The 25015-nt window shown below is 65.3% G+C and carries 26 protein-coding genes and 2 tRNA genes; 9 read left to right on the forward strand and 19 right to left on the reverse strand.

Annotated features, from left to right (window positions below; all coding sequences use genetic code 11):
• Window positions 1-99 precede the first annotated feature (99 nt).
• The 5 genes from ACP146_RS16425 to ACP146_RS16445 all read right to left on the reverse strand — a co-directional run bounded on the left by ACP146_RS16425 (window position 100) and on the right by ACP146_RS16445 (window position 5654).
• Window positions 100-1587, reverse strand: coding sequence for a sulfatase-like hydrolase/transferase (locus tag ACP146_RS16425; protein ID WP_422367829.1), 1488 nt, complete (start codon window positions 1585-1587; stop codon window positions 100-102).
• Window positions 1588-2685 carry a LacI family DNA-binding transcriptional regulator gene (locus tag ACP146_RS16430; protein WP_422367830.1) on the reverse strand — a complete coding sequence of 366 codons (1098 nt, stop codon included), beginning with the start codon at window positions 2683-2685 and terminating at the stop codon, window positions 1588-1590. It lies immediately after the preceding gene.
• On the reverse strand, window positions 2682-4172 hold the full coding sequence (locus ACP146_RS16435) for a tripartite tricarboxylate transporter permease (RefSeq protein ID WP_422367831.1): 1491 nt from the start codon (window positions 4170-4172) through the stop codon (window positions 2682-2684). The genes ACP146_RS16430 and ACP146_RS16435 overlap by 4 nt, the downstream gene beginning before the upstream one ends.
• A 13-nt stretch (window positions 4173-4185) precedes the next feature.
• Window positions 4186-4647 carry a tripartite tricarboxylate transporter TctB family protein gene (locus ACP146_RS16440; protein WP_422367832.1) on the reverse strand — a complete coding sequence of 154 codons (462 nt, stop codon included), beginning with the start codon at window positions 4645-4647 and terminating at the stop codon, window positions 4186-4188.
• A gap of 68 nt (window positions 4648-4715) precedes the next feature.
• Window positions 4716-5654: a Bug family tripartite tricarboxylate transporter substrate binding protein gene (locus ACP146_RS16445; protein ID WP_422367833.1), complete on the reverse strand. Its 939-nt coding sequence runs from the start codon at window positions 5652-5654 to the stop codon at window positions 4716-4718.
• 211 nt (window positions 5655-5865) lie between these two features.
• On the opposite strand from ACP146_RS16445, the gene ACP146_RS16450 reads away from it, so the two are divergent.
• Genes ACP146_RS16450 through ACP146_RS16460 form a run of 3 tightly spaced genes read left to right on the forward strand, consistent with a single transcriptional unit; the run spans window position 5866 to window position 8253 of the window.
• Window positions 5866-6969, forward strand: coding sequence for a cobalamin-independent methionine synthase II family protein (locus tag ACP146_RS16450; protein WP_422367834.1), 1104 nt, complete (start codon window positions 5866-5868; stop codon window positions 6967-6969).
• A gap of 5 nt (window positions 6970-6974) precedes the next feature.
• Window positions 6975-7724, forward strand: coding sequence for an alpha/beta fold hydrolase (locus tag ACP146_RS16455; protein ID WP_422367835.1), 750 nt, complete (start codon window positions 6975-6977; stop codon window positions 7722-7724).
• Complete coding sequence (locus tag ACP146_RS16460) at window positions 7708-8253, forward strand: cupin domain-containing protein (protein WP_422367836.1); 546 nt, start codon at window positions 7708-7710, stop codon at window positions 8251-8253. The genes ACP146_RS16455 and ACP146_RS16460 overlap by 17 nt, the downstream gene beginning before the upstream one ends.
• A 36-nt stretch (window positions 8254-8289) precedes the next feature.
• Here ACP146_RS16460 and ACP146_RS16465 read toward each other — a convergent pair.
• From ACP146_RS16465 to dcd, 13 genes are all read right to left on the reverse strand, one after another.
• Window positions 8290-8365, reverse strand: a tRNA-Phe gene (locus tag ACP146_RS16465).
• A 160-nt stretch (window positions 8366-8525) separates the two neighbouring features.
• Window positions 8526-9506: a S1C family serine protease gene (locus ACP146_RS16470; RefSeq protein WP_422367837.1), complete on the reverse strand. Its 981-nt coding sequence runs from the start codon at window positions 9504-9506 to the stop codon at window positions 8526-8528.
• A 3-nt stretch (window positions 9507-9509) separates the two neighbouring features.
• Window positions 9510-9746, reverse strand: a complete 237-nt coding sequence (locus ACP146_RS16475; protein ID WP_422367838.1) for a DNA gyrase inhibitor YacG — start codon at window positions 9744-9746, stop codon at window positions 9510-9512.
• A 30-nt stretch (window positions 9747-9776) separates the two neighbouring features.
• Window positions 9777-10949 (reverse strand): ribonuclease E/G, encoded by a 1173-nt coding sequence (locus ACP146_RS16480; RefSeq protein ID WP_422367839.1) that lies wholly within the window; start codon window positions 10947-10949, stop codon window positions 9777-9779.
• 6 nt (window positions 10950-10955) lie between these two features.
• Window positions 10956-11585, reverse strand: a complete 630-nt coding sequence (locus tag ACP146_RS16485; RefSeq protein WP_422367840.1) for a Maf family protein — start codon at window positions 11583-11585, stop codon at window positions 10956-10958.
• 16 nt (window positions 11586-11601) lie between these two features.
• Entirely contained in the window at window positions 11602-11820 is a 219-nt protein-coding gene (infA, locus tag ACP146_RS16490) for a translation initiation factor IF-1 (RefSeq protein ID WP_193370093.1), read from the reverse strand.
• A gap of 178 nt (window positions 11821-11998) precedes the next feature.
• Entirely contained in the window at window positions 11999-12442 is a 444-nt protein-coding gene (locus tag ACP146_RS16495; protein ID WP_422367841.1) for an arsenate reductase ArsC, read from the reverse strand.
• Window positions 12443-12448: 6 nt separating this feature from the next.
• A complete protein-coding gene (locus ACP146_RS16500) occupies window positions 12449-12961 on the reverse strand; it encodes a UPF0262 family protein (protein ID WP_422367842.1) in 513 nt (170 codons plus the stop codon).
• Window positions 12962-12991: 30 nt separating this feature from the next.
• Window positions 12992-14299: a histidinol dehydrogenase gene (gene hisD / locus ACP146_RS16505; RefSeq protein ID WP_422367843.1), complete on the reverse strand. Its 1308-nt coding sequence runs from the start codon at window positions 14297-14299 to the stop codon at window positions 12992-12994.
• Entirely contained in the window at window positions 14289-14951 is a 663-nt protein-coding gene (gene hisG / locus ACP146_RS16510; RefSeq protein WP_422367844.1) for an ATP phosphoribosyltransferase, read from the reverse strand. Before hisG ends, hisD begins: the two co-directional genes overlap by 11 nt.
• Window positions 14952-15131: 180 nt before the next feature.
• Window positions 15132-15701 (reverse strand): DUF2948 family protein, encoded by a 570-nt coding sequence (locus ACP146_RS16515; RefSeq protein ID WP_422367845.1) that lies wholly within the window; start codon window positions 15699-15701, stop codon window positions 15132-15134.
• A gap of 25 nt (window positions 15702-15726) precedes the next feature.
• Window positions 15727-17016, reverse strand: coding sequence for a UDP-N-acetylglucosamine 1-carboxyvinyltransferase (murA, locus tag ACP146_RS16520; protein ID WP_422367846.1), 1290 nt, complete (start codon window positions 17014-17016; stop codon window positions 15727-15729).
• 56 nt (window positions 17017-17072) lie between these two features.
• The gene (gene dcd / locus ACP146_RS16525) at window positions 17073-17627 is read right to left on the reverse strand and encodes a dCTP deaminase (protein WP_422367847.1); all 555 of its coding nucleotides are present in this window, start codon (window positions 17625-17627) and stop codon (window positions 17073-17075) included.
• A gap of 601 nt (window positions 17628-18228) precedes the next feature.
• On the opposite strand from dcd, the gene ACP146_RS16530 reads away from it, so the two are divergent.
• A tRNA-Thr gene (locus tag ACP146_RS16530) sits at window positions 18229-18303 on the forward strand.
• A 40-nt stretch (window positions 18304-18343) separates the two neighbouring features.
• Here ACP146_RS16530 and ACP146_RS16535 read toward each other — a convergent pair.
• A complete protein-coding gene (locus ACP146_RS16535; RefSeq protein ID WP_422367848.1) occupies window positions 18344-19168 on the reverse strand; it encodes an OmpA family protein in 825 nt (274 codons plus the stop codon).
• Between the two features lie 690 nt (window positions 19169-19858).
• On the opposite strand from ACP146_RS16535, the gene ACP146_RS16540 reads away from it, so the two are divergent.
• The 5 genes from ACP146_RS16540 (at window position 19859) to ACP146_RS16560 (ending at window position 24925) form a co-directional block, all read left to right on the forward strand.
• Window positions 19859-21109, forward strand: a complete 1251-nt coding sequence (locus ACP146_RS16540) for an MFS transporter (RefSeq protein ID WP_422367849.1) — start codon at window positions 19859-19861, stop codon at window positions 21107-21109.
• 144 nt (window positions 21110-21253) lie between these two features.
• Complete coding sequence (locus ACP146_RS16545) at window positions 21254-22135, forward strand: DMT family transporter (RefSeq protein ID WP_422367850.1); 882 nt, start codon at window positions 21254-21256, stop codon at window positions 22133-22135.
• A gap of 106 nt (window positions 22136-22241) precedes the next feature.
• Window positions 22242-23033 (forward strand): enoyl-CoA hydratase/isomerase family protein, encoded by a 792-nt coding sequence (locus ACP146_RS16550; protein WP_422367851.1) that lies wholly within the window; start codon window positions 22242-22244, stop codon window positions 23031-23033.
• Window positions 23034-23210: 177 nt separating this feature from the next.
• Complete coding sequence (locus tag ACP146_RS16555; RefSeq protein ID WP_422367852.1) at window positions 23211-24305, forward strand: hypothetical protein; 1095 nt, start codon at window positions 23211-23213, stop codon at window positions 24303-24305.
• A gap of 98 nt (window positions 24306-24403) precedes the next feature.
• Window positions 24404-24925, forward strand: a complete 522-nt coding sequence (locus ACP146_RS16560) for a peroxiredoxin (RefSeq protein WP_422367853.1) — start codon at window positions 24404-24406, stop codon at window positions 24923-24925.
• The last annotated feature ends 90 nt before the right edge of the window (window positions 24926-25015 follow it).

Below are 25015 nucleotides of genomic sequence, written 5' to 3' on the forward strand. Positions count from 1 at the left end.
AGGAGGGAGCGCGGAGACGACTCCAAAGACGTTCCGTCCCGAACCTAGCCGGAGACGATGGTGAAGAGAAAGCCCAGTCTGTAAAACAGGCCCCGCCTGCTACTTGCTTTCTGGGTAGAACTGCATGAAGCCCGTATCGTTGGCGGGAGAGACCGGCCATTGGCGGCCGCGGGTGGCTGAGATCGAGCGGTTGGGACCGGCGACAAAAGTTCGCCCCGGCTCCCCGACCAGCGCCCCGTCCTTCATCCAGACTTCGTCGGAACCGTAGATTTCGCCCAAAAGAGTCCGGGTCAGTTCCGCCTGCACAGCAGCCAGTGAAGCATCGCCGGCGCGGTCATGCAATTCCTGTGGATCGTCGCCGAGATCGAAGAGCTGAAAACGGTTGCCGCAAGGATACCAGATCAGCTTGTGACCGCCGCGCCGCAGCATGCGCGAGGCGTGGGGCCCCTCACCGAACTCGCCGTAGAGGGTCTTGCGCTGGGCGTCGCCGAGCATCGACAGGCCCTCAACCTGCTGCGGAATGGGAATGCCGCAGAGATCCAGCAGGGTCGGCATGACATCGCGCAGGCAGACCAAGCGATCGTCCTGACGCTGAAACCCGACCCGCTGATCGTCGGCGACCCCCATCAGGATCATCGGAATGTGGCAGGAGGGCTCATAAAAGACCTGCTTAGCCCACATGCCGTGGTTGCCAAGCATGTCGCCGTGATCTGTTGTGAAGAGCACGATGGTGTCGTTCAGCACCCCTTCGTCCCGCAGTGTGCCGATGAGGGAGCCGACTTGATGGTCGATGTGAGTGCAGAGCGCGTAGAAGGCACGGCGGGCGGCCAGCGCCTGCTGAGCGTTCAGCGCGTCGCCGCGCGCCTGAGTCGCCTGGGCATTGTAGGGCAGCGCTGCGCGATCCTCTGCCCAAGCGCCCCCGAAAGGCTCATCGATCTCGATATCCCGATAGAGATCGATATAGCTTTGCAACGGCACCAGCGGCGGATGCGGATGGCGGTAGCCGCAGTACCACAAGCTGGGCCGGGTCGGATCGCGCCGCTTGATCGCCAGCGCCGTCATCCGGGTCGCCCAGTTGGTTGGATGGGTCTCCTCCGGCAGGTGCCAGGGACGCCAGGCATAGGTGTTGTTGCTCATGCCGTGGTCGTACTGGCGGCCGAGATAACCCGCCTCCCCCAGGTAGATTTCGTAGTCGTCGGTGGTCCCGTAGAGGGTTCGTCCCTCGTCGTCCAGCAGCACATCGTCGAAGCCGATGCGGTCGCGCTGCGGATAGACGTGGATCTTGCCGACCGCCTGGGCCTGATAGCCGGCATTGCGGAAGGTCTGGGCCAGGGTGGGCAGGTCTGCCGGCATCTCCAGCTGCGGCTGAAAGCTGCGGTCGCCGTGGCGGCGGGCCGAGGTACCGGTCATCAGCGAGCGCCGCGCCGGCAGGCAGACAGGATGCTCCGAATAGGCATTGGTAAAGCGGACGCCGTTGCGCGCCAGCTGGTCCAACACCGGTGTCTGGATCGCCGGATGCCCGGCGGACCCCAGCAGATGAGCGGACCAGTGGTCGGTGACAATGAGCAGTACGTTGGGTCGGGTCATCTAGCTATCCTTAGGGTGACGGATCGGCGCGAGAGCGGAAAAATCGTCTTCCGGCGCCCAATCTTGGGGAATTCTGGCCGAGCCGCGCAGCACCAGTTGCCCGGGCAGCAGTTCGCGCTGCGCCTCGGTTGTGGGGTCCTCGATAAGAGACGCCAGAATCTCAACGGCACGTTGGCTCAACTCCTCCGCGCTCGCGGTAACCGACGTCAGGTCGTAGGTGCGCCACGCTGCTTCGGCGGCGTTGTTGAAGCCGACGACAGAGATGTCACGGCCCGGCGTCAAACCGAGTTCGAAGCGCAGGGCATCCATAGCCCCCATGGCCATGATGTCCGAGGCGCAAAAGATCGCGTCCGGCGCATCGGCGCCGCGGAGAAGTTCCAGGGCCGCGTCATAACCGCCGTCATAGATGAAGCCGCCGGAGGCGATTTTCGGGGCTCGTGCCAAGGTCTCGCTGAACCCGGCCTGGCGGTCCCGGCTGGTGGAGGTGTCGTCCAGACCGCTGATGAAGCCGAAGCGGTGATGTCCGCCGCTCTGCAGGAATCTGCCGACCATGCGTCCGGCACCGCGGTTGTCGGTGGCCACGGCGCTGATGCCGGGATCGTCGACAATACGGTTCATGGTCACCACCGGAATGCCCGCATCGCGGCAGATCGACGGCGCTCTGCTCGACAGACGGGCCGAGTTCATGATGACGCCGTCGACCTGGTAGGCGAGAACGTCGGCAATCATGGAATCGATATCGTCGCCCGAGGGAATCGAAAACAGCAGCGCCTGAAAGTCCGATGCCCGCAGCGCCCCGTTGAGCTGGTGCAGGATCGAGACGTAGAAAGAGTAATAGAGATCGGCGACCACAACCCCCACAAGGCGCGACCGCTGGGTGATCAGGCCGCGCGCCAGGGCGTTGGGCCGGAAACCGAGTTGCGCCGCTGCAGCCCTGATCTTCTCGCGGGCGGCCTCGGAAACATAGCCGTTGTTGGAAAACGCCCGCGAAACCGCCGACTGGGAAACGCCGGCAAGGCGTGCGACGTCATAGGACGTCGGCTTCCTGCGCCGGGCAGTTCCGGCGGACGGCTTATCCGGGTCTTTTCTGCGGGTCATGCGCCCCTTCCTTTGCGGTAGGCCGTGTAGATCGGCGCGCCAACGAAAACCAGGGTGATCACGAAGATACCAACGGCGATCGGTTGGCCGAAGAAGGCAAGAAAGCTGCCGTCATTCAGCATCAGGCCCTGGCGCAGGGACTGCTCCAGCGTCTTGCCAAGCGCCATGCCGATAACAATGGGGGCGACAGGCACCCCGGCCAAGCGCATGACCACCCCGAAAAGGCCGGCCAGGACGGCGACGACCACGTCGATGGGATTGCCGCGGACGGCAAAGGCCCCGACGACCGACATCAGCACCACCCAGCCCATCAACAGGGGTTCGGGCAGGCCCATGACCCGGCGGAACCCCCGGGCACCGATGGCGCCGAAGACGACCATCAGCAGGTTGGCGATCAGAATCACGATGAAAGCGCCGATCATGATTTCCGGATTGTTCTGGAAGAGTTGAACGCCCGGCACCAGCCCCTGGATGAGAAGGGCCCCGAGCAAAACCACCGTGCCGCCATCGCCGGGAATACCAAGGGCCAGGGTCGGCACCAGGGCACCGCCGGTCACTGCGTTGTTCGAAGCCTCGGAGGCGACCACACCGTCCGGTTCTCCCTTGCCGAAATTCTCGCGCCGCGGCGAAGTGCGCTTGGCCTCGGCGTAGCTCACGAAGGTTGCCGCGGTGGCGCCGGTGCCCGGAAGAATGCCGATGGCGGTGCCGATGGCGCTGCTCTGCACCAACATGCGCAGGCGGATGCGAATGTCACTCCAGGGTGGCAGGCGAAAGCCGACACCGGCCACGTCCGGCGGTTTGCCCTGGACATAATAAGCCGCGCGCGTAAAGGCCTCGGACAGGGCGAAAAGCCCGATCAGCACGGAGATGAGGGAAAGCCCGCCCGCCAGCGCGTCGATGCCGAAGCCGAAACGCGACAGGCCGGTCATGTTGTCGGGCCCGATGGAAGCCAGGAACAGCCCGATGGCGCCGGCCAGCAGGCCTTTCACCATACTGCCGCTGGAAACCCAAGCAATACAGGTGAGTGCGAAGAGAATGAGAGCGAAGGTCTCCACCGGCCCGAAATAGACCGACAGGCGGGCAAGCTGGGGCGCCGCGATGATCAGCACGATCAGCGAAAAAACCCCGCCGAAAGCGGAGGCGAAGGTCGCCCAACCCAGAGCCAGGTCGGCCTTACCCGACCTGGCCATAGGATAGCCGTCCAACACGGTGGCGGCTGACTGCGGCGTGCCCGGCGTGTTGATGAGGATGGCGGTGATCGAGCCGCCGTAGACCGAGGCACAGTAGATGGACAGCAGAAGCGCAATGGCTGCCGGCGTGCCCATAGAGTAGGTGAAGGGCAGGGCAACCACCAAGGCAACGACTGTCCCCATGCCCGGCAAAGCGCCGACGAGGGTGCCGTAGGCGGTGCCGATGAAAATCGCCAGCAGCACCTCCCAGGAGGCGATCTGACTCAAGGCCAGCGAAAGGTTGTCGAGCACGCCCATCAGCCGGCATCCATCAGAAAGAGATCCAATGGGTCTCGGGAAGCGGCAGCTCCAACAAGCGGCTGAAGAGGTACCAGACGGCGAAGGGACCGATGAGGCTGTTCAGAACCAGGACCGGCAGCCGCCGATAGCCAAAGAACAGGCAGAACAGAAACATGCCCGGCGAGGCCGTGGCGACGAAGCCCGCCTCCGGCAAGGCAAAGGCAACGGCAAGCGAGACCGCCGCGACCCCCAGCAGCTTGGTCACCTCGCGGCGGCTCAGGTTCTCACGCGGCGCGCCGGCGGCTTTGCTGGTGATCAGAAGAAAGACCGACAGCAGGAAGATCAGGGCAATAAAGATGCGCGGCGTGAAGACGGTCGAAACGTCGCCGCCAAAACTCGGTACGTCATAGTCAGCCGAGAAGGTCGAGCCGAAAAGGCCGGCGGCTGCCAGGGCAATGAGGGCGAAGACGGAACGGTCGAAAGTGAGTTGCATGGCAAAGGCCCCTCCCGGCAGGGCCGGCCCGCCCGTTTGTCCCGGGCGGGCCGTGTCCAGGCCGATCCCTACTTCACGAGTCCGGCTTCCTTCAAAAGGGCTCCGTTCTTCTCGTACTGACTCTTGAAGAAGGCCGCAAACTCGTCGCGCGGCATATAGCGCACCTGGCGCTTGGCCTTTTTCATGTTGTCCTGAAAGCCGTCGGAGTTGGCCGCCTTGTCGCAGGCATCGGACAACTTGGTCACAATAGCTTCCGGGGTTCCGGCTGGTGCGAAGAAGCCGAACCAGACGAAGGATTCAACCGGCTGCCCCAACTCGGTCATGGTCGGCACGTCGGGAAACTCCGCAGAGCGCTCCACATCGAGAATGGCCAGCGGCCGCAGGCCGAAGCGCGCCTTGGCATCACCGAACCAGATGGCCATATCGACCCTTCCGCCCAGCATCGACTTGGCCACTTCGTTGATGCCCTCGTGGGGAATGTAGTTGAACTTAACGCCGTAGGCGTTGGCGACCGCGGCCTGTGCGATATGCGGCAGGGAGCCCGGCGGCGGCCCGCCGGTCACGACCTTGCCCGACTTGGCCTTGGCGATCAGATCGTCGACGGTCTTGATCGGCGAGTCTTCGAGCACCGTCACATAGAGCGGGCCCTGGGCGACAAGGCAGATCGGCGCCCAGCTCTCCGCGTTATAGCTGGTCTTGCGCAGATGCGGCTGCGTGGTAGTGGTGCCCACCGGCATGAATCCGAGGCTGTAGCCGTCCGCCTTGGCCTTTGAAAGCTGAGTCGCGCCGATGGTGCCGCCGGCGCCGGTCACGTTACTGACGACGATATCGGTGCCGAGAATCTTCTCCATCTCGGCAGCGAAGAAGCGGCCCGGCACGTCGGTGCCGCCGCCGGCGCTGAAGGGAATCATCATCCCGATCGAGCGTTCCGGATAGTCGGCCTGCGCAGCACCCCCGCTCGCAAGAACGGCGACGACCGCAACCCCCAATGCCCTTTTGAGTTTCATGCTTTCCTCCCGGTTTTCATATGGCCCGATTGTTTTGTGGCCCGATTTGACGCGGCCCAGCTTAAAGGGCTTGATTGATGTGCATTCGAATGCATATTTTAGGAATTGTCAATCCACGAACGATTTTCGCCTGCCGCGTCGGCGTGGGCAGGGACGGCGTTCAAGCCCGCAGTAGCTGTTCTGCCGCCCGTCCGGTACCGAGGGGATCCCGATGTCGAAGTTCCTGACCACCCATGTCGGCAGCCTGCCCCGGCCCGATTGCGTCTGCGATGTCTTGCAGGCCCGCGAAGAAGAGGGCGGCCCGCCAGATGACTTCGAAGCGGTGGTGGCGCGGGAAGTGAAAGCCATCGTCGCCCGCCAGGTTGCGATCGGCATCGATTACGTTTCCGACGGCGAATTTTCCAAGATCGGCTATGCGAACTACGTGAAGGACCGTCTGACCGGATTCTCCGGCGACAGCCCGCGTGTTCCCGGCGCCGACCTGGACGACTTTCCCGGTTTCCTGAAGATGCTCGCCCGTTGGCGCGAGGGCGCTCTGCCCCGCCCGACGCCCTGCTGCACCGGCCCCGTCGCGGTGAAGGACCGTGATCAGTTGAAGGCCGACACGGCCCGCCTGAAGGCCGCCGTCGAGGCGGCAGGCGCCCGTGGTGGCTTCATCAACGCCGCCTCCCCAGGCGTCATCGCCCTGTTCCAGGCCAACGAATACTATCCCGACCGAAGCACCTATCTGGCGGCCCTGGCCGAGGCGATGAAGGAGGAGTACCGCGCCATCGTCGAGGCCGGCTTCTTCCTGCAGATCGACTGCCCGGATCTCGACATGGGGCGTCACACGACATTCAAGCATGACGATGAGGCGACCTTCCTGAAAAGCGCCCACGAGCAGGTCGAGGTGCTGAACGCCGCGCTCGACGGCCTGCCGCCCGAGCGCCTGCGCATCCATATCTGCTGGGGCAACTACGAGGGTCCGCACACCCGCGACATCGGGCTGGAAAAGGTTCTGCCCGTGCTGCTGAAGGCAAGGCCCGCAATCCTTCTCTTCGAGGCCGCCAACCCGCGGCACGCCCACGAGTGGCGGGTCTTTCAGGAGGTCGAACTGCCGGACGACCGGATCCTGGTACCCGGTGTGATCGATTCCACCTCGAACTACGTCGAACACCCTGAACTGGTGGCTGAGCGTTTGATGAAGTTCGCCGATATCGTCGGGCCTGAGCGCGTCATGGCCGGATCGGACTGCGGCTTCGGCACCTTTGCCGGCGACGGCCTTGTGGAGGCCGAAGTCTGTTTCGCCAAGCTCGAGGCCCGCAGCCGGGTTTAGCCGCCATGGCACGCTTCCTGTTACTACACGGCGCCTGGCACGGCGGCTGGTGCTGGGCGGCGGTGGCCGAAAAGCTGAACCGGGCGGGCCATGCGGTCTCGGCACCGGACCTGCCGGGATTGGGCGCCGATGCAGGGAGCCTGACACCGGAAATCGGCCTGGAAACGCATCTCGCCTTCGCCCTGACAGAACTCGAGCGCCTCGGCGGTGCTATCGTCTGCGGCCACTCCTACGCCGGCATGCTGGCACGCGGTCTTGTCGACCGCCGGCCGGCGCTGATCGACGGGCTGGTGCTGATCGAGGCGCTCTGGCCCGGCAACAACGAGGCGGCCTTCGATATCATTCCGCCGGCCATGGGCGAACTTTTTCGGAAGCGCGCCGAAAGCGCGGGTGAAGGCTGGCGCATGCCGCCGCCCGACGTGGCCCAGTTCGCCATTGCCGATGCGGCGCTGGCCGCCGCCATCGCCGCACGCCTGACCGACCATCCGCTGAAGACCTTCACCGACCCGCTGCGCCTCTCGGGGCCGGCGACCTTGCCGACGGACCGCCGTTTTGTGATAGCGGCGGACCGCGATCCCCAACCTTATGCCGGAACCGCGGCGGCGCTCAGCGAAGAAGGCTGGACCGTGACGCGGCAGCCCGGCGGCCACGAGATGATGATGACGCAGCCGGATTTGGTTGCAGCGACCCTGTTGCAAACCGCCGCGAAAGCCGGCGCGAAACGAGAGAGGAAAGACAATGCGCAAAGAGCTTGATATCCGCTTCGATGAGAAGACCGGTGCCTGGTTCGGCCGCTCCATGCCGGTCGCGAGGGGCAAGATGGAAAAACGGGTCTGGCGCTTCGACGACCTTACCCCCTCGCCCCGGGCCTTTCTGGACTGCGCCCTGCCCGGCCATGTCCGCACGCTCTACAGCGCCCTCGGCCATGGCTCCGACGAGGAACAGCTTGAAGGCACCGCCGTCGAGCAGGCCGAGAACTATCACATCGACTTCGTAAAGGCGGCACCGGGCAACGGCGCCGCCCTGCACAGCCACGGTTCCGAGGAGACCTTCGTCGCCCTCACCGGCAAGTGGGAGATCTTCTGGGGCGATGAGGGCAAGGACGGCGGCACGGTGCTGGAACCCTTCGACGGCATCGTCGTTCCCGGCGGCGTGCTGCGCGGTTTCCGGAACGTCGGCGAAGAGGAGGCGACCCTGATGGCGATCCTCGGTGCCCGCAATGCCGGCCACTGCATCTGGGCCGAAAGCCTGCAACCCGCCTTCGCAGAACAGGCCGCCGAATAGCGGATAGGAGAGACCGGGAAAACGAAGGAAAAAGAATGGTGCCCAGGGGCGGAATCGAACCACCGACACCATGATTTTCAGTCATGTGCTCTACCAACTGAGCTACCTGGGCACTGTATCGTTGGTATGGGAGGGGGCCTTGGCGGCCTGGCGGCTGCGGCTCCTCCGAACGCTGCAAGACAGCGACGCAGGCTTATAGGCCCTGGGCCCGGCCCTGTCCAGCCCCAAACCCGCCCGAAACTCGCCCCGAGCCGAAAGAATCCGGCGGCTTTTCAGGGCGCCAGCGTCAGACGCAGGGTAAGCGGCTGTTCGTCGCGCAAAACCGTGATTTCCACCACCTCGCCCGGGCGTTTCAACTGGATGGCGCTGGTCGCCTCCGCCACCTTGCGCACCGGGCGGCCGTCCACGGCGGTGATCAGGTCGCCGACTTTCAGGCCCGCCGCCGCTCCGGCGCCGCCAGGCTGTACGCCCCAGAGCCGCAGGCCCGACCAGCGGCCCCGCTCCTCCGGCTCCAGCGGCGCCATGCCGAAGCCCGGCCTGCCGCGCCGCACCTCGCCGTAGGCCAGCAGGTCCTCCACCACACGCTGCACCAGCCCGGCGGAGACGGCGAAGTTGACGCCGATGTTGGCATCGCTTTCCTTGGTGAAGATCGCCGAGAGCAGGCCCACCAGCCGGCCCTGGGGGTCGACCAGCGCCCCGCCGGAAGCCCCGGGGTTCACCACCGCATCGGTCTGAATGAAATCCTCGATCGGGTTGAAGCCGGTGCCCGCGCGGTGCACGGCGGAGACCACGCCGCAGGTGACCGAGAGATCGAGCCCGAACTGATTGCCCACGGCACAGACCGGGTCGGCCAGCGCCGGCTCCGGCGCGTAGGGCAGCAGCGGCAGGTCGACGGCGATCTTCAGCAGCGCCAGGTCGCTGGGCCGGTCGACGCCCGCCAGTTCCGCCGCCACCTCGCGCCCGTCCGGCAGCCTGACTTTGATCGATGTGGCCCGGGCAACGACGTGATGGGCGGTCACCAGATAGCCGCCCTCGGCGATGGCCACCGCCGTGCCCTCCGGCGCCGCGCCCGGCGGCAGTTGGCGGCCCTGGCCGTAGCCGGGCCAGAGCGGCAGCACCGAAACCACCGAATTCAGAACCCCGGGTTCGAAGTCCGCGGCCCTCGGGCCCGGCGGCGTGATCAGCGCGATCCCCAGCAGCGCCACGACCGAGATCACGACCGCAAGCATCCGGCGGGGGGTCGACGCGGCCATGATCTAAAACTCGCCTTCGTCCGGGTCAGGGGCGCCTTCGCCCGCCGGCGCTTCCTCGGTCGGAATGCTGTAGTTGCCTTTCAACCAGCGCCCCAGGTCGATATCGGCGCAGCGCTTCGAGCAGAAGGGCTGGTAGCGATGCACCGCCGGCGTCGAGCAGATCGGGCAGCGCCGCAGCCCTTTTCCTTTGCGCGGCAGGGGCACGACGCGCGCGTCGCTGTCGCTGTTGTCCTCTTCCATAGGCGGCCTCCCTCCCAACGCCTCTCGATGTTAGCCTAGCACGAGGTCGTAGCTTTCCACCAAGGGGTCGGCAACCACCGCGAGCGGCGCACCGAGACGCTCAGCGACCGCTTCCAAAGCCGCCGCCTGTGCGCCTTGCAGCGCCGCCGCCACCGGCGGTGCGGCCCTGAGGCCGATCTTGGTAGCGCCGCTGCTTCTGGCTGCCGCGGCCCGGCGCAGCGCCTCGTAAGCCAGGGTCACCGGTGTTTTTTCCCAGCCCCTGCCGCCGAGGCCGCAGGGCCGGCAAAGCACCTCGTGCAGCGGCAGGCGTCCGCGGCGGCGGGTCATTTCCAGGAGGCCAGAGGGTGAAAGGCCGAAGACCTGGCAGGGCTCGGGATCTCCGGCGACGGCCTTGCGCAACGCCCCCGCCACCGCCTTGCGGTCTTCCGGCTTGCGCAACGCCAGGAAGTCGATGGCGATGAGCCCGGAAATGGCCCTCAGGCGCAGCTGTCGCGCTATCTCCGGCACCAGGGAGAGATTCACTTCCCGCGCCTGTACGGCGGCACCGCCGCGCCCGTCGTGCCGCCCGGCGTTGACGTCGATGGCGGTCAAGGTCTGCACCGGCTCGATCAGCAGAGAGGCACCACCGGGCGTTTCGACAAGCGGCTGCAGCAGCGCCTCCACCTGGGTTTCGATCTCCCAGACCTCGAACAGCGGCGCCGGGTCGCTGTGCAGCGTGAAATCGTAGTTGCCAACCGCGGTCTGCGCCTTCAAGCGGTTCATCAGGGCCACGTCATCGGTGACCACCGTTTCCGGCGCGGCGGCTCTCAGCAAAGTGAGCAAGGGGCCGTTCTCGGCCGGCAAACGCGCCGGGGCCTTACGGCCGGTCAGACGTTCGGCCTCCTCAGGGCTGAGCTTGGCGGAGACCCGGGCGCCCTTGTCGCCGCCCGGCGCCCGCAGCACCTTCACCGGCAGCGTGGTACCTTCGGCGGGCAACGGTCCGGTCATCTCCTGCCGAGGCAGCAGCCCGGGCCGTTCCAGACCCAGTTCGACGAAGGCACCGTCAAGCCCTTTTTCGAAACGCAGCAGCCGCGCCAGGAAAAGATCACCCGCCTGGGGCGGCCCGTCGTCCCGCAGCACCAGAAGATCGGTCAGCCGGTCGCCGGTCAGAACCGCCGCCCGCACCTCACCGGGCAGGGCGGAGACGATCAGCTTGCCCGGCATGCCCGATCAGGCCCTGTAACCCAGGCCGGTCAGCAGATTGCGGGTCTCCACCAGGGGCAGGCCGACCACATTGGGGTAGGAGCCGATGATCCGCGGGATGAATGCGGCCGCAAGGCCCTGGATGGCATAGCCGCCGGCCTTGCCGCGCCACTCGCCGCTCGCCAGGTAGCCGTCGATCTCAGCCCGGGAAAGCCGCTTGAAGGTCACCGCCGTGGTCACCAGCGTCTCGGCGCAGCGCCCGTCCGGGGCGCGGGCGACGACGGCGCCCAGCACCCGGTGGCGCCGCCCGGACAACAAGGAAAGGCAGGCTCTTGCCGCGTCTTCGTTTTCCGGCTTCGGCAGAATACGCCGCCCGACCGCGACCACGGTATCCGCCGCCAGGATGAAGTCGCCGCCATGGCGCCCGGCCACGGCAGCGGCTTTCTCCGCTGCGATTCGCTTGGCATAGCGCGCGGGCAGTTCGCCCTTCTTCGGTGTTTCGTCAATATCGGCGGGATCGATGTCCGCCGGTGTCATGCCGATCTGCTGCAGCAGTTGCAGACGGCGCGGCGAGGCCGAGGCCAGCACAAGCAATGCCGCCTTCGCAGGCTCTGCGGCATCAGCCGAAGCGGTTGCCTTGCCCTGGGCGACGGCCATGCTGCGGCCCGCCGTCTTACTTGTAGCGGAAAGTGATGCGGCCCTTGGTCAGGTCATAGGGCGTCATTTCCACGTTCACGCGGTCTCCCGCTAGAACGCGGATGCGGTGCTTGCGCATCTTGCCGGCCGTGTGGGCCAGCACTTCGTGGTCGTTGTCCAACTTGACGCGGAACATCGCGTTGGGCAGCAGCTCAACCACGGTACCCTGGAACTCTAGGAGGTCTTCCTTGGCCATCAGTCCTTCGATCTTGAAAGTTCTGCCGAAGCGGATAGCGCCCCGGCCCCGATCATCTCCTGATCCCGGCCTCTCACCCCGGGAAAACGCGGCGGATCATACATAAAAGCCCGGCGAAGAACAAACGCCCCGATCAGCCCCGGAAAACACGGCAAAAAGCCCGGAGATCGGTGGGTTTCTAACGATCCGGCTTCAGGTCCAGGGTGAAGCGCTCCTCGATCCGCTTGCGCAGTTGGTCGCGAACCGCGCGAAAAGCCTGCAGCCGGGTTTCGCGGCTGCCCTCGATCAGGCTGGGATCGAAGGTGTTCCAGAACTCCACGTCGCAGGCCATGGTGCGGGTCAGGTCGACCGCCTTGTGCTGCGCCTCCGGCGAGAGGGAAATGATCAGGTCGTAAGAGGTGTCCTCTAGATCGTCGAAGGATTTGGAGCGGTGTTTCGAGAGATCGATCCCGAGCTCGTCCATCACCTCGACCACAAAGCCGTCGACATCCTGCGGGCGCACGCCGACGGAATCGACATAGATCCGATGGCCCAGCAGGTGTTTCAACAGGGCCTCGCCCATCGGCGAGCGCACGGAATTGTGGCTGCAGGCGAAGAGAACGGCCTCGGGCAGATCGGCCATGCGGGCCTAACCGCGGATATGCAGGACGCAGATCAGCGTGAAGAGCCGCCGCGCCGTCTGAAAGTCGATCTCGATCTTGCCCTCAAGGCGCTCGCGCAACAGCTCGGAGCCGTCGTTGTGCAAACCGCGCCGCCCCATGTCGATGGACTCGATCTTGGCCGGGCTCGCCGTCTTGATCGCGTCGTAGTAGGTCTCGCAGACGGTGAAGTAATCCTTGATCACCCGGCGAAAGGGCGTCAACGGCAGGGTCACCACCCCGAGACTATCCTGCTGTTCCGTGCGGATGTCCCAGAGCAACCGGTTCTCCGCAATCGACAGATGAAGGTGATAGGGGCCGGAAAAGTCGCCGACCGGAAAGAACGAATTCTCCTCCAGCAGATCATAGATCGCGACGGCGCGCTCGTGTTCCACTTCCGGGCTGCGGCGCACGACAGAGGAATCGTCCAGGGTGATGTCGGTCAGCTTCTGGCTCGGTCCCGGCGCCTTGTCCGCCGCTTCGCCCCCGCTCTCTTCAGCCATGCCCGCTCTGCCCCCTGGTCTATCGCCGGATCAGGCAGGTTCTGGGTTGGCGGCAAGACGCAGCGCCACCGACTTTGCATGGGCATCGAGGCCCTCAGCCTCCGCCAGACGCACGGCGGCCGGGCCGATGGTCTGAAGAGATTCGGCGTCGCAGGCGATCAGCGAGGAACGCTTCATGAAGTCGAGCACCGAGAGCCCGGAGGAAAAGCGCGCCGAGCGGGCCGTCGGCAGGACGTGATTGGGGCCCGCCAGATAGTCGCCGACAGCCTCCGGCGTATAGCGCCCAAGGAAGATGGCGCCGGCATTGCGGATCCGTCTTGCCAGGGCATCGGGGTCGGTCACCGCCAGTTCCAGATGCTCAGGCGCGATGCGGTCGGTCAGGGCCGGCGCCTCCTCCATCGACACAAGCGTGATCACCGCGCCGTGGCAGCGCCAGCTCTCTGCGGCGATGGTGCCGCGCGGCAGTTCCGCGAGCTGAGACTCGACCGCCGCGACGACGGCATCGGCAAAGTCCGCATCGTCGGTCATCAGGATCGACTGCGCGGCGGTATCGTGTTCGGCCTGGGACAGCAGATCGGCGGCGATCAGGTCGGGGCGGTTGTCGCCATCGGCCACCACCAGAATTTCCGACGGACCGGCAATCATGTCGATACCGACGGTCCCGAAGACCCGGCGTTTGGCGGCAGCCACATAGGCGTTGCCGGGACCGACGATCTTGTCGACGGGGGCGATGGTCGCGGTGCCGTAGGCCAGGGCGGCAACCGCCTGGGCGCCGCCGATGCGATAGACCTCGGTCACCCCGGCCAGACGCGCCGCCGCCAGGACCAGCGGGTTCACCACGCCGTCGGGGGTCGGCACGGTCATCACCAGGCGCTCAACCCCGGCAACCTTGGCCGGCAGCGCGTTCATCAGCACCGAGGAAGGATAGGCGGCGGTACCGCCGGGAACATAGAGGCCGGCGGCCTGAACCGCGGTCCAGCGATGCCCCAGCCGCACCCCGGCCGCATCGCGGTAGTCGAGATCTTCGGGTTTCTGGCGGCGGTGATAGTCGGCAATGCGCTCGGCCGCCAGTTCCAGAGCCGCCAGCGTTTCCGGGTCGCATCGGCCCGCGGCTTCCGCCAGCTCGGCTTCGGAGAACCGCAGCGTCTCCGCGCTCAGTTCAAGACGATCAAAGCGCGCCGTATAGCGCAGCACCGCCGCATCGCCCTCCCGGCGAACCGCCGTCAGGATTTCGGCGACGGCGGCATCGACGTCCTCGTCGGTCTCACGCTTGCTGCCCAGCAGGGCGGCGAAGGCGGTTTCGAAATCCCTGTCGCTGCTGTTCAGCCTAAGCGGCATCGGCGACCTCGCGGAAGCGCTCGACCAGGTCGGAGAGTTCCTCCGAGCGGGTCTTGAAGGCGGCACGGTTGACGACCAGGCGCGAGGTCACCTCGGCAATGGTTTCCATCTCCACCAGGTCGTTGGCCCGCAGGGTCGAACCGGTGGAAACCAGATCGACAATGCGGCGGCAGAGCCCCAGACCGGGCGCCAGTTCCATGGCGCCGTTCAGCTTGATGCACTCCGCCTGCACGCCGCGCGCGGCGAAGTGCCGCCGGGTGATTTCCGGATACTTGGTCGCGACCCGGATATGGCTCCAGCGGCTGGGGTCGTCGCTTTCCGCCAGATGCCGCGGAGCGGCGACCGACAGGCGGCAATGACCGATATCCAGGTCGACCGGCGCATAGAGCTCCGGGTAGTCGAACTCCATCAGGATGTCGTTGCCCGCAACCCCCAGGTGGGCGGCACCGAAAGCGACGAAGGTGGCCACGTCGAAGGAGCGGACGCGGATGATGTCCAGGCCCGGCAGGTTGGTCGAAAAGCGCAGCTGGCGGGCATTATCGTCGGCAAAAGCCGCCTCCGGCTCGATCCCCACCCGGGTCATCAGAGGCGTCAGTTCCTTCAGGATACGGCCCTTGGGCACCGCCAGGATCAGGGCTTCGTTCGAGGTCACGCTCAGGCTCCACTGGTTTTCGTCAATAAAGGCCGGACCTTCCAAGGCCGGCGGATATCGCTGGAAGCGGTGGAAGCGGCCGCTCCAGCCGCCCTGGTATGGCTATTTTTGCCTGGAATTGCCACCGCCTTTTTTCCGCAGCCGGGGCTGCAAATCGGACGGATCAGGCGGCCAGCCCGGCTAGTTGCTGCTGCTTTCCGACTGCGCCTCGGCCTTATCGCCATCCCCGGGGGAATCTGAGGCACCGTCGTGGGCGCCATCATGATCGGGACGCCAGCGGGTCGGCCAGGGCCGGCCGAGGTCTTCCAGATGGCAGTGCACCGAGGCGATCTCCAGGCGCACCGCCGCGTCCCCGGAGAACAACAGGGTGATCGACCGGGGCTCCGAGGTGATGGTCAGCAGGCTCAGAATCTCGTCCTTGTCCGCCGGCGACATGCCTCGGAAACGCACACGCTCCACCTTGTCGAAGCAAATCCCGCTGTTGACCCGCTCAAAAGGCGGCGGATTGTCGCTGTCGTCGAAGGCGGCATCTTCGCCTTCGGGCATCTCCACCGGCTGGGACGGTGCAGGGGTTTCCGCCGCCTGATCCTTCGGCCATTGAAAACGGTTGGCAACCATGACGAAGCGCTTTTCCTTGGCCAGAAAAGCCATATCGGCCAGGGGCACCAGGGCGTCCTGCAACAGGGCCGCGATGACGTCCATGTCCTCCGGATCCAGGGCCCGAAGTTTCAGCGGCGCGGTTTCTGACATTGCGGCGTCTCCGTCCCTTCCATCCCTAGCGCGGCGCCTGGCGGCGCGCAATGTCGGCGCCGCAGGCAGCCAGCTTCTGTTCCAGACACTCGTAGCCGCGGTCCAGGTGATAGACCCGGTTCAGCACGGTCTCCCCCTCCGCGGCCAGGCCGGCGAGGACCAAGGAGACCGAGGCGCGCAGATCGGTCGCCATAACCTCCGCGCCGGTCAGCGTTTCCTGCCCGCGCACCAGGGCGGAGGCCCCATGCACATTGACGCTGGCACCCATGCGGCTGAGTTCCGGCACGTGCATAAAGCGGTTCTCGAAGATTGATTCGGTGATCATGGAGGCCCCTTCGGCCGTGGACATAAGGGCCATGGTCTGGGCCTGCAGGTCGGTGGGAAAACCGGGATAGGGCTCCGTCATCACATCGACGCCCTGCACCCGCCCGTTGGCCCGCTGCACCTTGAGGCCGCGGTTGGTTTCCTGCACCACGATCCCGGCCTCGGTCAGAACCTTGATCACCGCAGACAGGTGGTCGGCGCGGCCGCCGATCAGATCCAGTTCGCCGTCGGTGATTGCCGCCGCCATGGCATAGGTGCCGGTCTCGATGCGGTCGGCGACCACGCTGTGGCTGGCGCCATGCAGCCTGTCGACCCCGCGCACGGTGATACGGTCGCTGCCCAGCCCCTCGATCTCCGCGCCCATCTTGATCAGGCAGTCGCCGAGGTCGATGACCTCCGGCTCGCGGGCGGCATTCACCAACTGGGTCTCACCCTTGGCGAGGCAGGCCGCCATCAGCAGGTTCTCCGTCGCCCCCACCGAGACCTTGGGAAAGACCACCGAAGCGCCGACGAGCCCTTTGGGCGCCGAGGCATAGATGTAGCCTTCCTTCAGCTCGATTTCGGCCCCGAGCCGTTCCAGACCGTTGAGGTGCAGATCCACCGGGCGGGTGCCGATGGCGCAGCCGCCGGGCAGGGAAACCTGAGCCCGTCCTTCGCGCGCCAGGATCGGCCCCAGGACCAGCACCGAGGCGCGCATCTTGCGCACCAGATCGTAGGGCGCCACTACCGAGGTGATTTCAGCCGCCTGCAGGTCAAGGACCCCGCCGTTGCTGCCGTTCTTCACCCCGCCGTTCATATGCAGATTGACGCCGTGCTGGGCCAGCAGACGGGCCATGGTGGCGATGTCGGCCAGATGCGGCACGTTGGAAAGCGCCAGCGTTTCCTCGGTCAGCAGGCTGGCGGCCATCAGCGGCAGCGCGGCATTCTTCGCCCCGCTGATCCTGATCTCGCCCTTCAACGGCTTGCCGCCCCGGATAACGATCTGGTCCATGCTCACTTCACCTCACAGCCGGCGCCAGGCGGCCGGCGAAAATCCCAATATCGATGCTAAAGCCGCGGCAGCGTAACGCCGCGCTGGCCCATGTACTTGCCCGCCCGGTCGGCGTAGGAGACATCCGGCGCCGAAGCCCCCTTCAGGAACAGAAACTGGCAGGCGCCTTCATTGGCGTAGACCTTGGCAGGCAGCGGCGTGGTGTTGGAGAACTCCAGCGTCACATGGCCTTCCCACTCCGGCTCCAGCGGCGTCACGTTGACGATGATCCCGCAGCGCGCATAGGTCGACTTGCCGAGGCAAATCACCAGAACGTCGCGCGGAATACGAAAGTATTCAACCGTCCGCGCCAGCACAAAAGAGTTCGGCGGGATGATGCAGACCTCGGTGTCGCGCTCGACAAAGCTCTGGTCCGAGAAGTTCTTGGGGTCCACCAGCGCGTTGTCGACGTTGGTGAAAATCTTGAACTCGCTGGCCACCCGGGCGTCGTAGCCATAGGAACTGACACCATAGGAAATCACGCCGTCACGGCGCTGCGCCTCGACGTAGGGCTCAATCATGCCCTCGGTCTCGGCCATTTCGCGAATCCAACTGTCCGGCATGATGGCCATGGCCGTCACGCTCCCCCGCTATTAAAGGTCAAAAGCCCGTTCGGGCCCGGAAATCGGGCAAAGATGTAGGCCTCCGGGCGCCCCGGGCCGGTGCTGCCCGGGAATGGCGCGTTTCTACTGGAAAGGCCGCAAATCCACAAGAAAGTCGCGGCTAAGGCTCCGCTGAGCCACACAGACCCCAAAATCACCTCAGTCCCGGCCCCCGCCTTCGCCGGAATCCTCGGCCTCTTCAGCCGCCGAGCGTCCACGTTGCTGGGCCTTGCGCTTCCTCAGATTATCGCGCAAAGCCGCAGCCAGGCGCTGCTCACGCCCTTCCGTTCCTCCCTGGGTCCCAGGGACTCTGGCGTCGGCTTTCTTGCTTTCCGGTGGCATGGCGCGAGACTGCCGCCCGATTGTGGCAAGGTCAAGGCCGTCCGAAGGCCCCCCGACCCCCGCAGACAGCCGGAAACGGGCCCTTAAGCGGGCCTTAAAGGCTGATCCGCTATCCCTTTTCGCCGCTACCGCGGTGGGACAAACCGCTTCTGGAAATCGCTGCGGAAGCGCTTGCCATCACGCCTTACCGGTGGCATGTTCCGCCCGCATCAGGCAGATGCCCTCCAGTGCCGCCGTAGCTCAGGGGTAGAGCACACCCTTGGTAAGGGTGGGGTCGGGTGTTCAATTCACCCCGGCGGCACCATTTTTCCCTTTTTGCCAACCGCGCTTTTTGGCGCAGCGCCCTAGCGTTCGAGCTTGATCTCGACGCGGCGGTTGCGGATCTCCGGCTCCTGCACGGCGACCACGGGATCGGCCTTGCCGTAGCCGGCCCCGACGATCTTCTCTTTCTCGATACCGCTTTCGACCAGGAAGTTGATCACCTCGTTGGCGCGCTGCTCCGAGAGAACTTCGTTGTAGAGATCGCTGCCCATCAGGTCGGTGTAGCCGCTGACATTGATCGTCTGGTAGCCCGCTTTCTGCGCCGCCTCTACCACGTCGGCCAAGGCCGTGCGCGCATCCACCGTCAAATCGGACTTATCGAATTCGAAAAGAACCGTGTAAGGCCCCGGCAGCGGCTCCGGTGTCGGCGGCGGCGGTGCGGCGGCGACGGTCGGCTGCTCCTCGATGCTGGCCAGCGCCGTCAAAAACTCCTCGCGGCAACCGGCGATATCACCCGGCTGACGGTTCTCCTCCTGCTCCTGCATCCAGCAGTCGAAAGCGATCTGGGCGTCGACCGTCTCCTGCGGCTTACGCGCGGCAGAGCCCGCAGCTTGAGCGGCGACAAGGCGCTGACGGGCGGAAGCCAACTCGGCGGTCTTGTCGGCAGGCAGCCTGCGCGCCTCGATCGCTTCGGGCTCCACGCCGCCGCCGGCAGCGGCATCGATGGCGCGCGACGCGAAGCGGTCGGAATCCCCGTAGTCGCCTTCCTCATATTCGTTTCGCGCGAGCGTCAAATAGCCGTCATAGAGTTCGCGGTCGTAAGCCGTGCCTTGCGGCGAAACGTTTTCAGCCTGCTCCAACCCCGTGCCGCTGCATGCAGCCAGGACAAGCAGCCCAAGCGATGACATTGCAATTGCCAATTTCCCGTTCATGGTCTGATGCTCCCTTGTGATTTGCTTTCAAGCAGAGTTCTTGCCGGCCCCGTCGAAGATGCCGCCACGCTCCGCCGCTCGGTCTTCGGGAAGCTTGCCGCCGTAATGAGCTGCCTGCTCCCCAGGCTTGAGAGACCCCAGGGTTTGCGAAACCCGGATGAAATCCACACCGCCATCCACTCCCCAGCAAAGGGGACCGCTAAGAAGCGGAGAGCAGGGAGACCGGCCAACTAAACGAAGCAGCGAGACCTATCCTGCACTCAAATGCAACTGACTCCCTAAGGTTGCACTGCAACGCCGCTGATATTCCACAGCAATGACGGATTTTGGCACGCAAATTTCTCTCAACCTCAGATTCATTACGCGCCCGGAACGCCTTCCGGCAAGGGACAAAAAGGGTATTAAGCATAAGCTATAGTTGCAGGCACTTAATCCTATAATTGGCTACAAATGTACTATCCAGGGCGTTTTGGACTCGGCATCGGGGCCCAGGCCGGCATCATCCCCATTAGGCGCTCATCGCCGCACCATCATCAAGCCTTGCAGCGAAAGTCTGGCTGCCGACCGTATTGAGCATCCCTGCCGTCGGCTGGGGGTGCTATGGGAGAAAGCAGACACAGCCCGCCCGGCCCCGACGCAACCGCTCGACAAGGCAGCCACTTTCCCATGACCACCCTGCTGTCCTTCGCCGCACTCTTTCTGTCGATCTTCCTGGTGCAACTGGGTTCGGGCTCGCTGGGCCCGCTGGATGCGCTCTCCGGGTCGGTGCTCGGCTTCACCACCGAGGAGATCGGCCTGCTCGGCTCGGCGCACTTCTTCGGCTTTTTCCTGGGCTGCTACATCACACCGCGTCTGGTCGGCGATATCGGCCATTCCCGGACCTTCGCGGCGGCGGCGGCGATCGGTGCCATCGGCGCGCTGCTGCACCCGGTGCTCGAAGGCCCTGTCTACTGGGCATTTCTGCGCGTGCTCACTGGTCTGGCCATCGCGGCCGCTTACACGGTGATTGAGTCCTGGCTGCAGGCCAAGACCGAAAACCAGAACCGCGGCCGGGTCTATGGGCTGTTCCGCGTCGTCGACCTGATCGGCGCGGTCAGCGCCCAGGGCCTGATCGCCATTCTCGAGCCCGCAAGCTATGCGGCCTATAACATCGTCGCCACGTTCTGCTGCATCTGCCTGCTGCCTCTGGCGCTGACCCAGCGCGCCGCGCCCAAGACGCCGGATGCCCCGCGGCTGCACCCAATCAAGGCCCTGCTGCTGTCGCCGACAGCGATCATGGGCGTGGTGGTTGCCGGCGTGACCAGTGCGGGCTTCCGCATGGTCGGCCCGGTCTACGGCGTGGAAAACGAACTCGGCCAAGGACAGATCGCCATCTTTCTGGCCTCGGGCATGCTCGGCGGCATCGCCGCGCAGTATCCGATCGGCTGGATCGCCGACAAGACCGACCGGCGCATGGTGCTGTTGATGCTGTCGATCGTCGCCGCCATCACTTGCCTGGGCATCGGCTATCTGGTCGAACCCGGCAACGCGGCGATGATCTATCTCGCCGCCTTTGTCTTCGGCACCACGGCCTTTCCCATCTACTCGGTCTCCGCGGCCTATGCGAACGACTTTGCCGATCCAGACTTCATGGTGGAACTGAGCGCCGCGCTCATCTTCTTTTTCTCACTCGGCGCCATCGTCAGCCCGGCGATTTCCGCCTGGCTGATCGCCCTGGCCGGGGCCAACGCCATGTTCGTCTTCATGGCGGGCGTGCACCTCCTGCTGGTCGCTTTCACCCTCTTCCGCATGACCCGGCGCGCCGGCGCCGAACCGCGCGCACCCTATCGTTACCTGCCCCGCACCTCGATGATCCTGGGGCGGCTGGCCCGGGGCAGCGACGGGAACGGAAAGGGAGAGGGCAAACACAAAGACTGACGCAAGACCGACAGCGCCTAGCGCGATCCGGCCAATGTAGCGGACCGCGGAACTGCGGCAGCCACCGCGGCGCTGGCAGGCCGTGAACCGCCGTGGCAAGCTGCGCCCCCGTCGGCCATCCCTTGTTGTTTCGGATTCTCTTTCATGCCCGTTGCCTCCCCCACCGTGAAGGCCATCGCCTGGATGATGGGCGCGCTGCTGTCCTTCGCGGCGATGACCGTATCGGTGCGCGAGCTGACCGCCGACCTGCATGCCTTTCAGATGCTGTTTATCCGCAGCGCCATCGGCATCGTGATTCTGCTGCCCTTTCTACAGCGTCAGGGCTGGGGCCAGATCCGCCTGACTCACCTGGCCGGTCACGGCCTGCGCAACGTGATCCACTTCACCGGGCAGGTCCTGTGGATCTTCGGCATCGCCGTGCTGCCGTTGGCCACCGTCTCTGCACTGGAATTCACGTCGCCGCTCTGGGGCGGGCTTCTTGCCGTGCTGTTCCTCGGCGAGAAGATGAATCGCGGGCGTTGGATCGCTTTCGCTCTCGGCTTCGTCGGCGTCTTGGTCATCGTCCGCCCCGGCCTGGTCGAAGTCAGCGACGGCATCCTCATCATGCTGGCCTGCGCCTTTTTCTTCGGCGCAACCGGTGCCACCACCAAGTGGCTCACCCGGCGCGAGACCGCTTTGGCGATCGTCTTTTTCATGGTGGTGATACAGACCCTCTTCGGCGCGGTCGCCTCGACCTTCGTCTGGGCACCCCTGACCTGGGATCAGGCCCCCTGGCTGCTGCTGCTCTCGATCACCGGCCTGACCGCGCACTACTGTCTCACCCGCGCCCTGGCCGGCGCCGATGCCACCTTCATCATGCCGATGGAGTTTTTGCGCCTGCCGCTGGTCGCCCTCTTCGGCTATCTGCTCTATGCCGAGGCCTTCGAGGCCATGACCCTGATCGGCGCGGCGATCATCTTCTCCGGCAACTACGCCTCGATCCGCCACGAAACAAGAGCACCGGAGAAAAGAGCGGTGGTGCGCTGAGCGCATGGACACGCCATCGCTGAACCAAAAAACAAGCTGTTGCCAGGATGCAGGGCCGTAAGGCTCAATCGGCGCCGGGCAAACCGCAAGGGGCAGGAGCACCTCCATGACGTATGAGACTCTCGACTACGATCTGCGCGACGGCGTCGCCTGGATCACCTTCAACCGGCCGGACCGCTTCAATGCCTTGAACCCGGTGATGGTCCGCGAGCTCTGCGACGTTGCCATGCGCTGTTCCAGCGACACGGCCGTAAGGGCCGCGGTGCTGACCGGTGCCGGCGACCAGGCGTTCTGCGCCGGGGGCGACGTCTCCGAATTCGGCAAGAGGCTCGACGAGATCGACCTGCTGGTGAAGGAGATGACGACCTATCTTCATGCCGCCGTCTCCCGCTTTGCCTGGATGCGCGCACCGCTGATCGGCGCGGTCAACGGCGTTGCCGCCGGCGCCGGGCTCAGCGCCGTTGCCTTCTGCGATCTGGTGGTCGCCGCGGAGAGCGCAACCTTCACCTCGGCCTATACCCAGATCGGGCTGACGCCGGACGGCAGTTCAACCTATTTCCTCAGCCGCATTCTGGGGCAACGCCGGGCGATGGAGCTTTATCTCACGAACCGGGTGCTGTCGGCCCAGGAGGCGCTCGACTGGGGCCTGGTGAACAAGGTGGTGCCGGCGGCGCAGGTCACCGAAGAGGCCGGCGCCCTCGCCGCCGAACTGGCCCAGGGGCCGACCCGCGCTTTCGGCGGGGTGAAGCGTCTGCTGCAGACCGCCGCCACCGAAAGCCTGGAAACCCAGATGGAACGGGAAACCCGCTTCATCGCCGAGATGGGCGCCAGCGCCGACGGCCAGGAAGGCATCCGCGCCTTCCTCGACAAGCGAAAAGCCAACTTCAGCGGCAACTGAAGACCCGCCGCATCGCTGTCGGGATTCTTCCGGCACCAAGCGGAGCGAGACTTGGCCGGACTCGCTCGGATCAGAACAATTTCGGGACCGCCCAATTCCTGCCTTGACCATATTGCAATTGCGAGTCATTTTCATTCGCATCAACTCGGCCCTGAGACAGCCCGACCGGACGGTTCCATGCTCACTTCTCATGCTTTGCGCGCCAAGGCCGCCCGAAAGCCACGCGTTGTCGCGAATCTCGCCTTTCCCGAAATCATCATCGTCTGGGCGCTCAGGCACTCTCTCGCCGCCACGGCACCGGGGAACAGCGCAGTCAAGGGTTCGGGTCATTGTGCGGACAAGCACAGAGAGGCGCGCATAGCGCCGGAATTCTCCCGCGCCCTTGGCCTCGCGCGCCTGGAGGAAAGCCTGGCCGCGCTGGCGAGCCTGACCCGCAGCCTGAGCTGGGCGGGCCGCCTGCCCCAAGCCACAGCCGCCATCAACGACGACCGGGTGACCGCGCGCGAAGAAGCGGTGCTGGCGGCCCTCTCGGCCTTTCAACACGGCGAGACCGCCCTGGCACAGCGCCTGAGCGAATGGCTGGTCCAGCGCAGTGAGCAGCGCCGCTTCGCCAGCGCTGCGCGGCAGCTTGCGGAGATCATGGCCGAAGCGGGACAGTTCATCCCGCACGACCCGACGCGGCCCCAGCCCCTCGGCCGGCAAAGTGAAATTGCCGGGGCCAAGGACTGGCAGGGTCTGACCGCTTCCGAGCGGCACCTCGTGAGTGGACTGCGCCTTTGGGTCGACGCCTTCAAGAGCGATGAGGACCCTCTAGGCTCTCTGCGCGGGCTTTTCGGGCGATCCGGCGCCGCAGACCCGGCCCTCAGCCTGCATACCATTCTGCACAACACGACTCTCTCGGCCCTGCGGTCCATCGATGTGCGCTGCCGCAAATGCCCCGGTCTTTCCCCCGATGAAGCCCGGCTGCTTGACTGCGTTGCCTGGCTGCAACGCGAGATGCCGGAGCCCGCTACGGCCGCACTCGCCGCCTGGTTACCGCCGGCGGCACTGCGACTGTCGCTGGATGCGGCGCGAGGGCTCGCAAGCGGGCTGATGCTGGACGGGCAGATCCTGCCCCTTCGTGATTGGGATTACGCGGCATTGGAATCAGCCGCCCACCCGCCGACCACAAGTGATCGGGTCCGCTATATGGCCAGCGACATCGTGGTCGACCTCGGTGAACACCGTGACCCAGCAAAGCGCCAGGCAGCAGCTTCGCCCACCCTGCACTGACGCCTGGCCGGGGCAGGCCAGGTGCCTGCCGGCTCTTTCACAGACAAATTCATCAACCCGGCCATTCGGAGCCGGTCAAACAGAAAGGATCTCTTGCGATGCGCGGTGTCGGCGATGCTGTTCCGATGACAACCTTTAAACTCCGCAAAGGCGGCGAGTGGCTTGAAAGGACATCCCAGGACTACTTCAAGGGCCGCAACGTCGTCCTCTTCGCCCTGCCGGGGGCCTTCACGCCGACCTGCTCCTCGACCCACCTGCCGGGCTATATGGCGCTATCGAAAAACCTGAAGACCATGGGGGTCGACGAGATCATCTGTCTCTCCGTGAACGATGCCTTCGTCATGAACGCCTGGGGCAAGGACCAGGGCGTTGAAGAGGAGGTCACGATGCTGCCCGACGGCAGCGGGCATTTCACCCGTGCGATGGGCATGCTGGTGGACAAGGACGAGCTGGGGTTCGGCGAGCGGTCCTGGCGGTATTCCATGCTTGTCGCCGACGGGGTGATACAGAAGATCTTCGTCGAAGATCGCGCGGCAACAGGCGACCCCTTCGCGGTCAGTGACGCCGTGACCATGCTCGACTACCTGAACGACGCCCAGAAACAGGCCGCCAACGCCTGATCCTACTGTGCCGACAGGCAAACCGGCCTGTCGAACAATGCCGCCGCGTTGAGCCATCTCAATGCGGCGGCCAGTCCATCCGATAGGCTG

Source organism: Pelagibius sp. (assembly GCF_965249265.1).
Classification (GTDB): domain Bacteria; phylum Pseudomonadota; class Alphaproteobacteria; order Kiloniellales; family Kiloniellaceae; genus Pelagibius.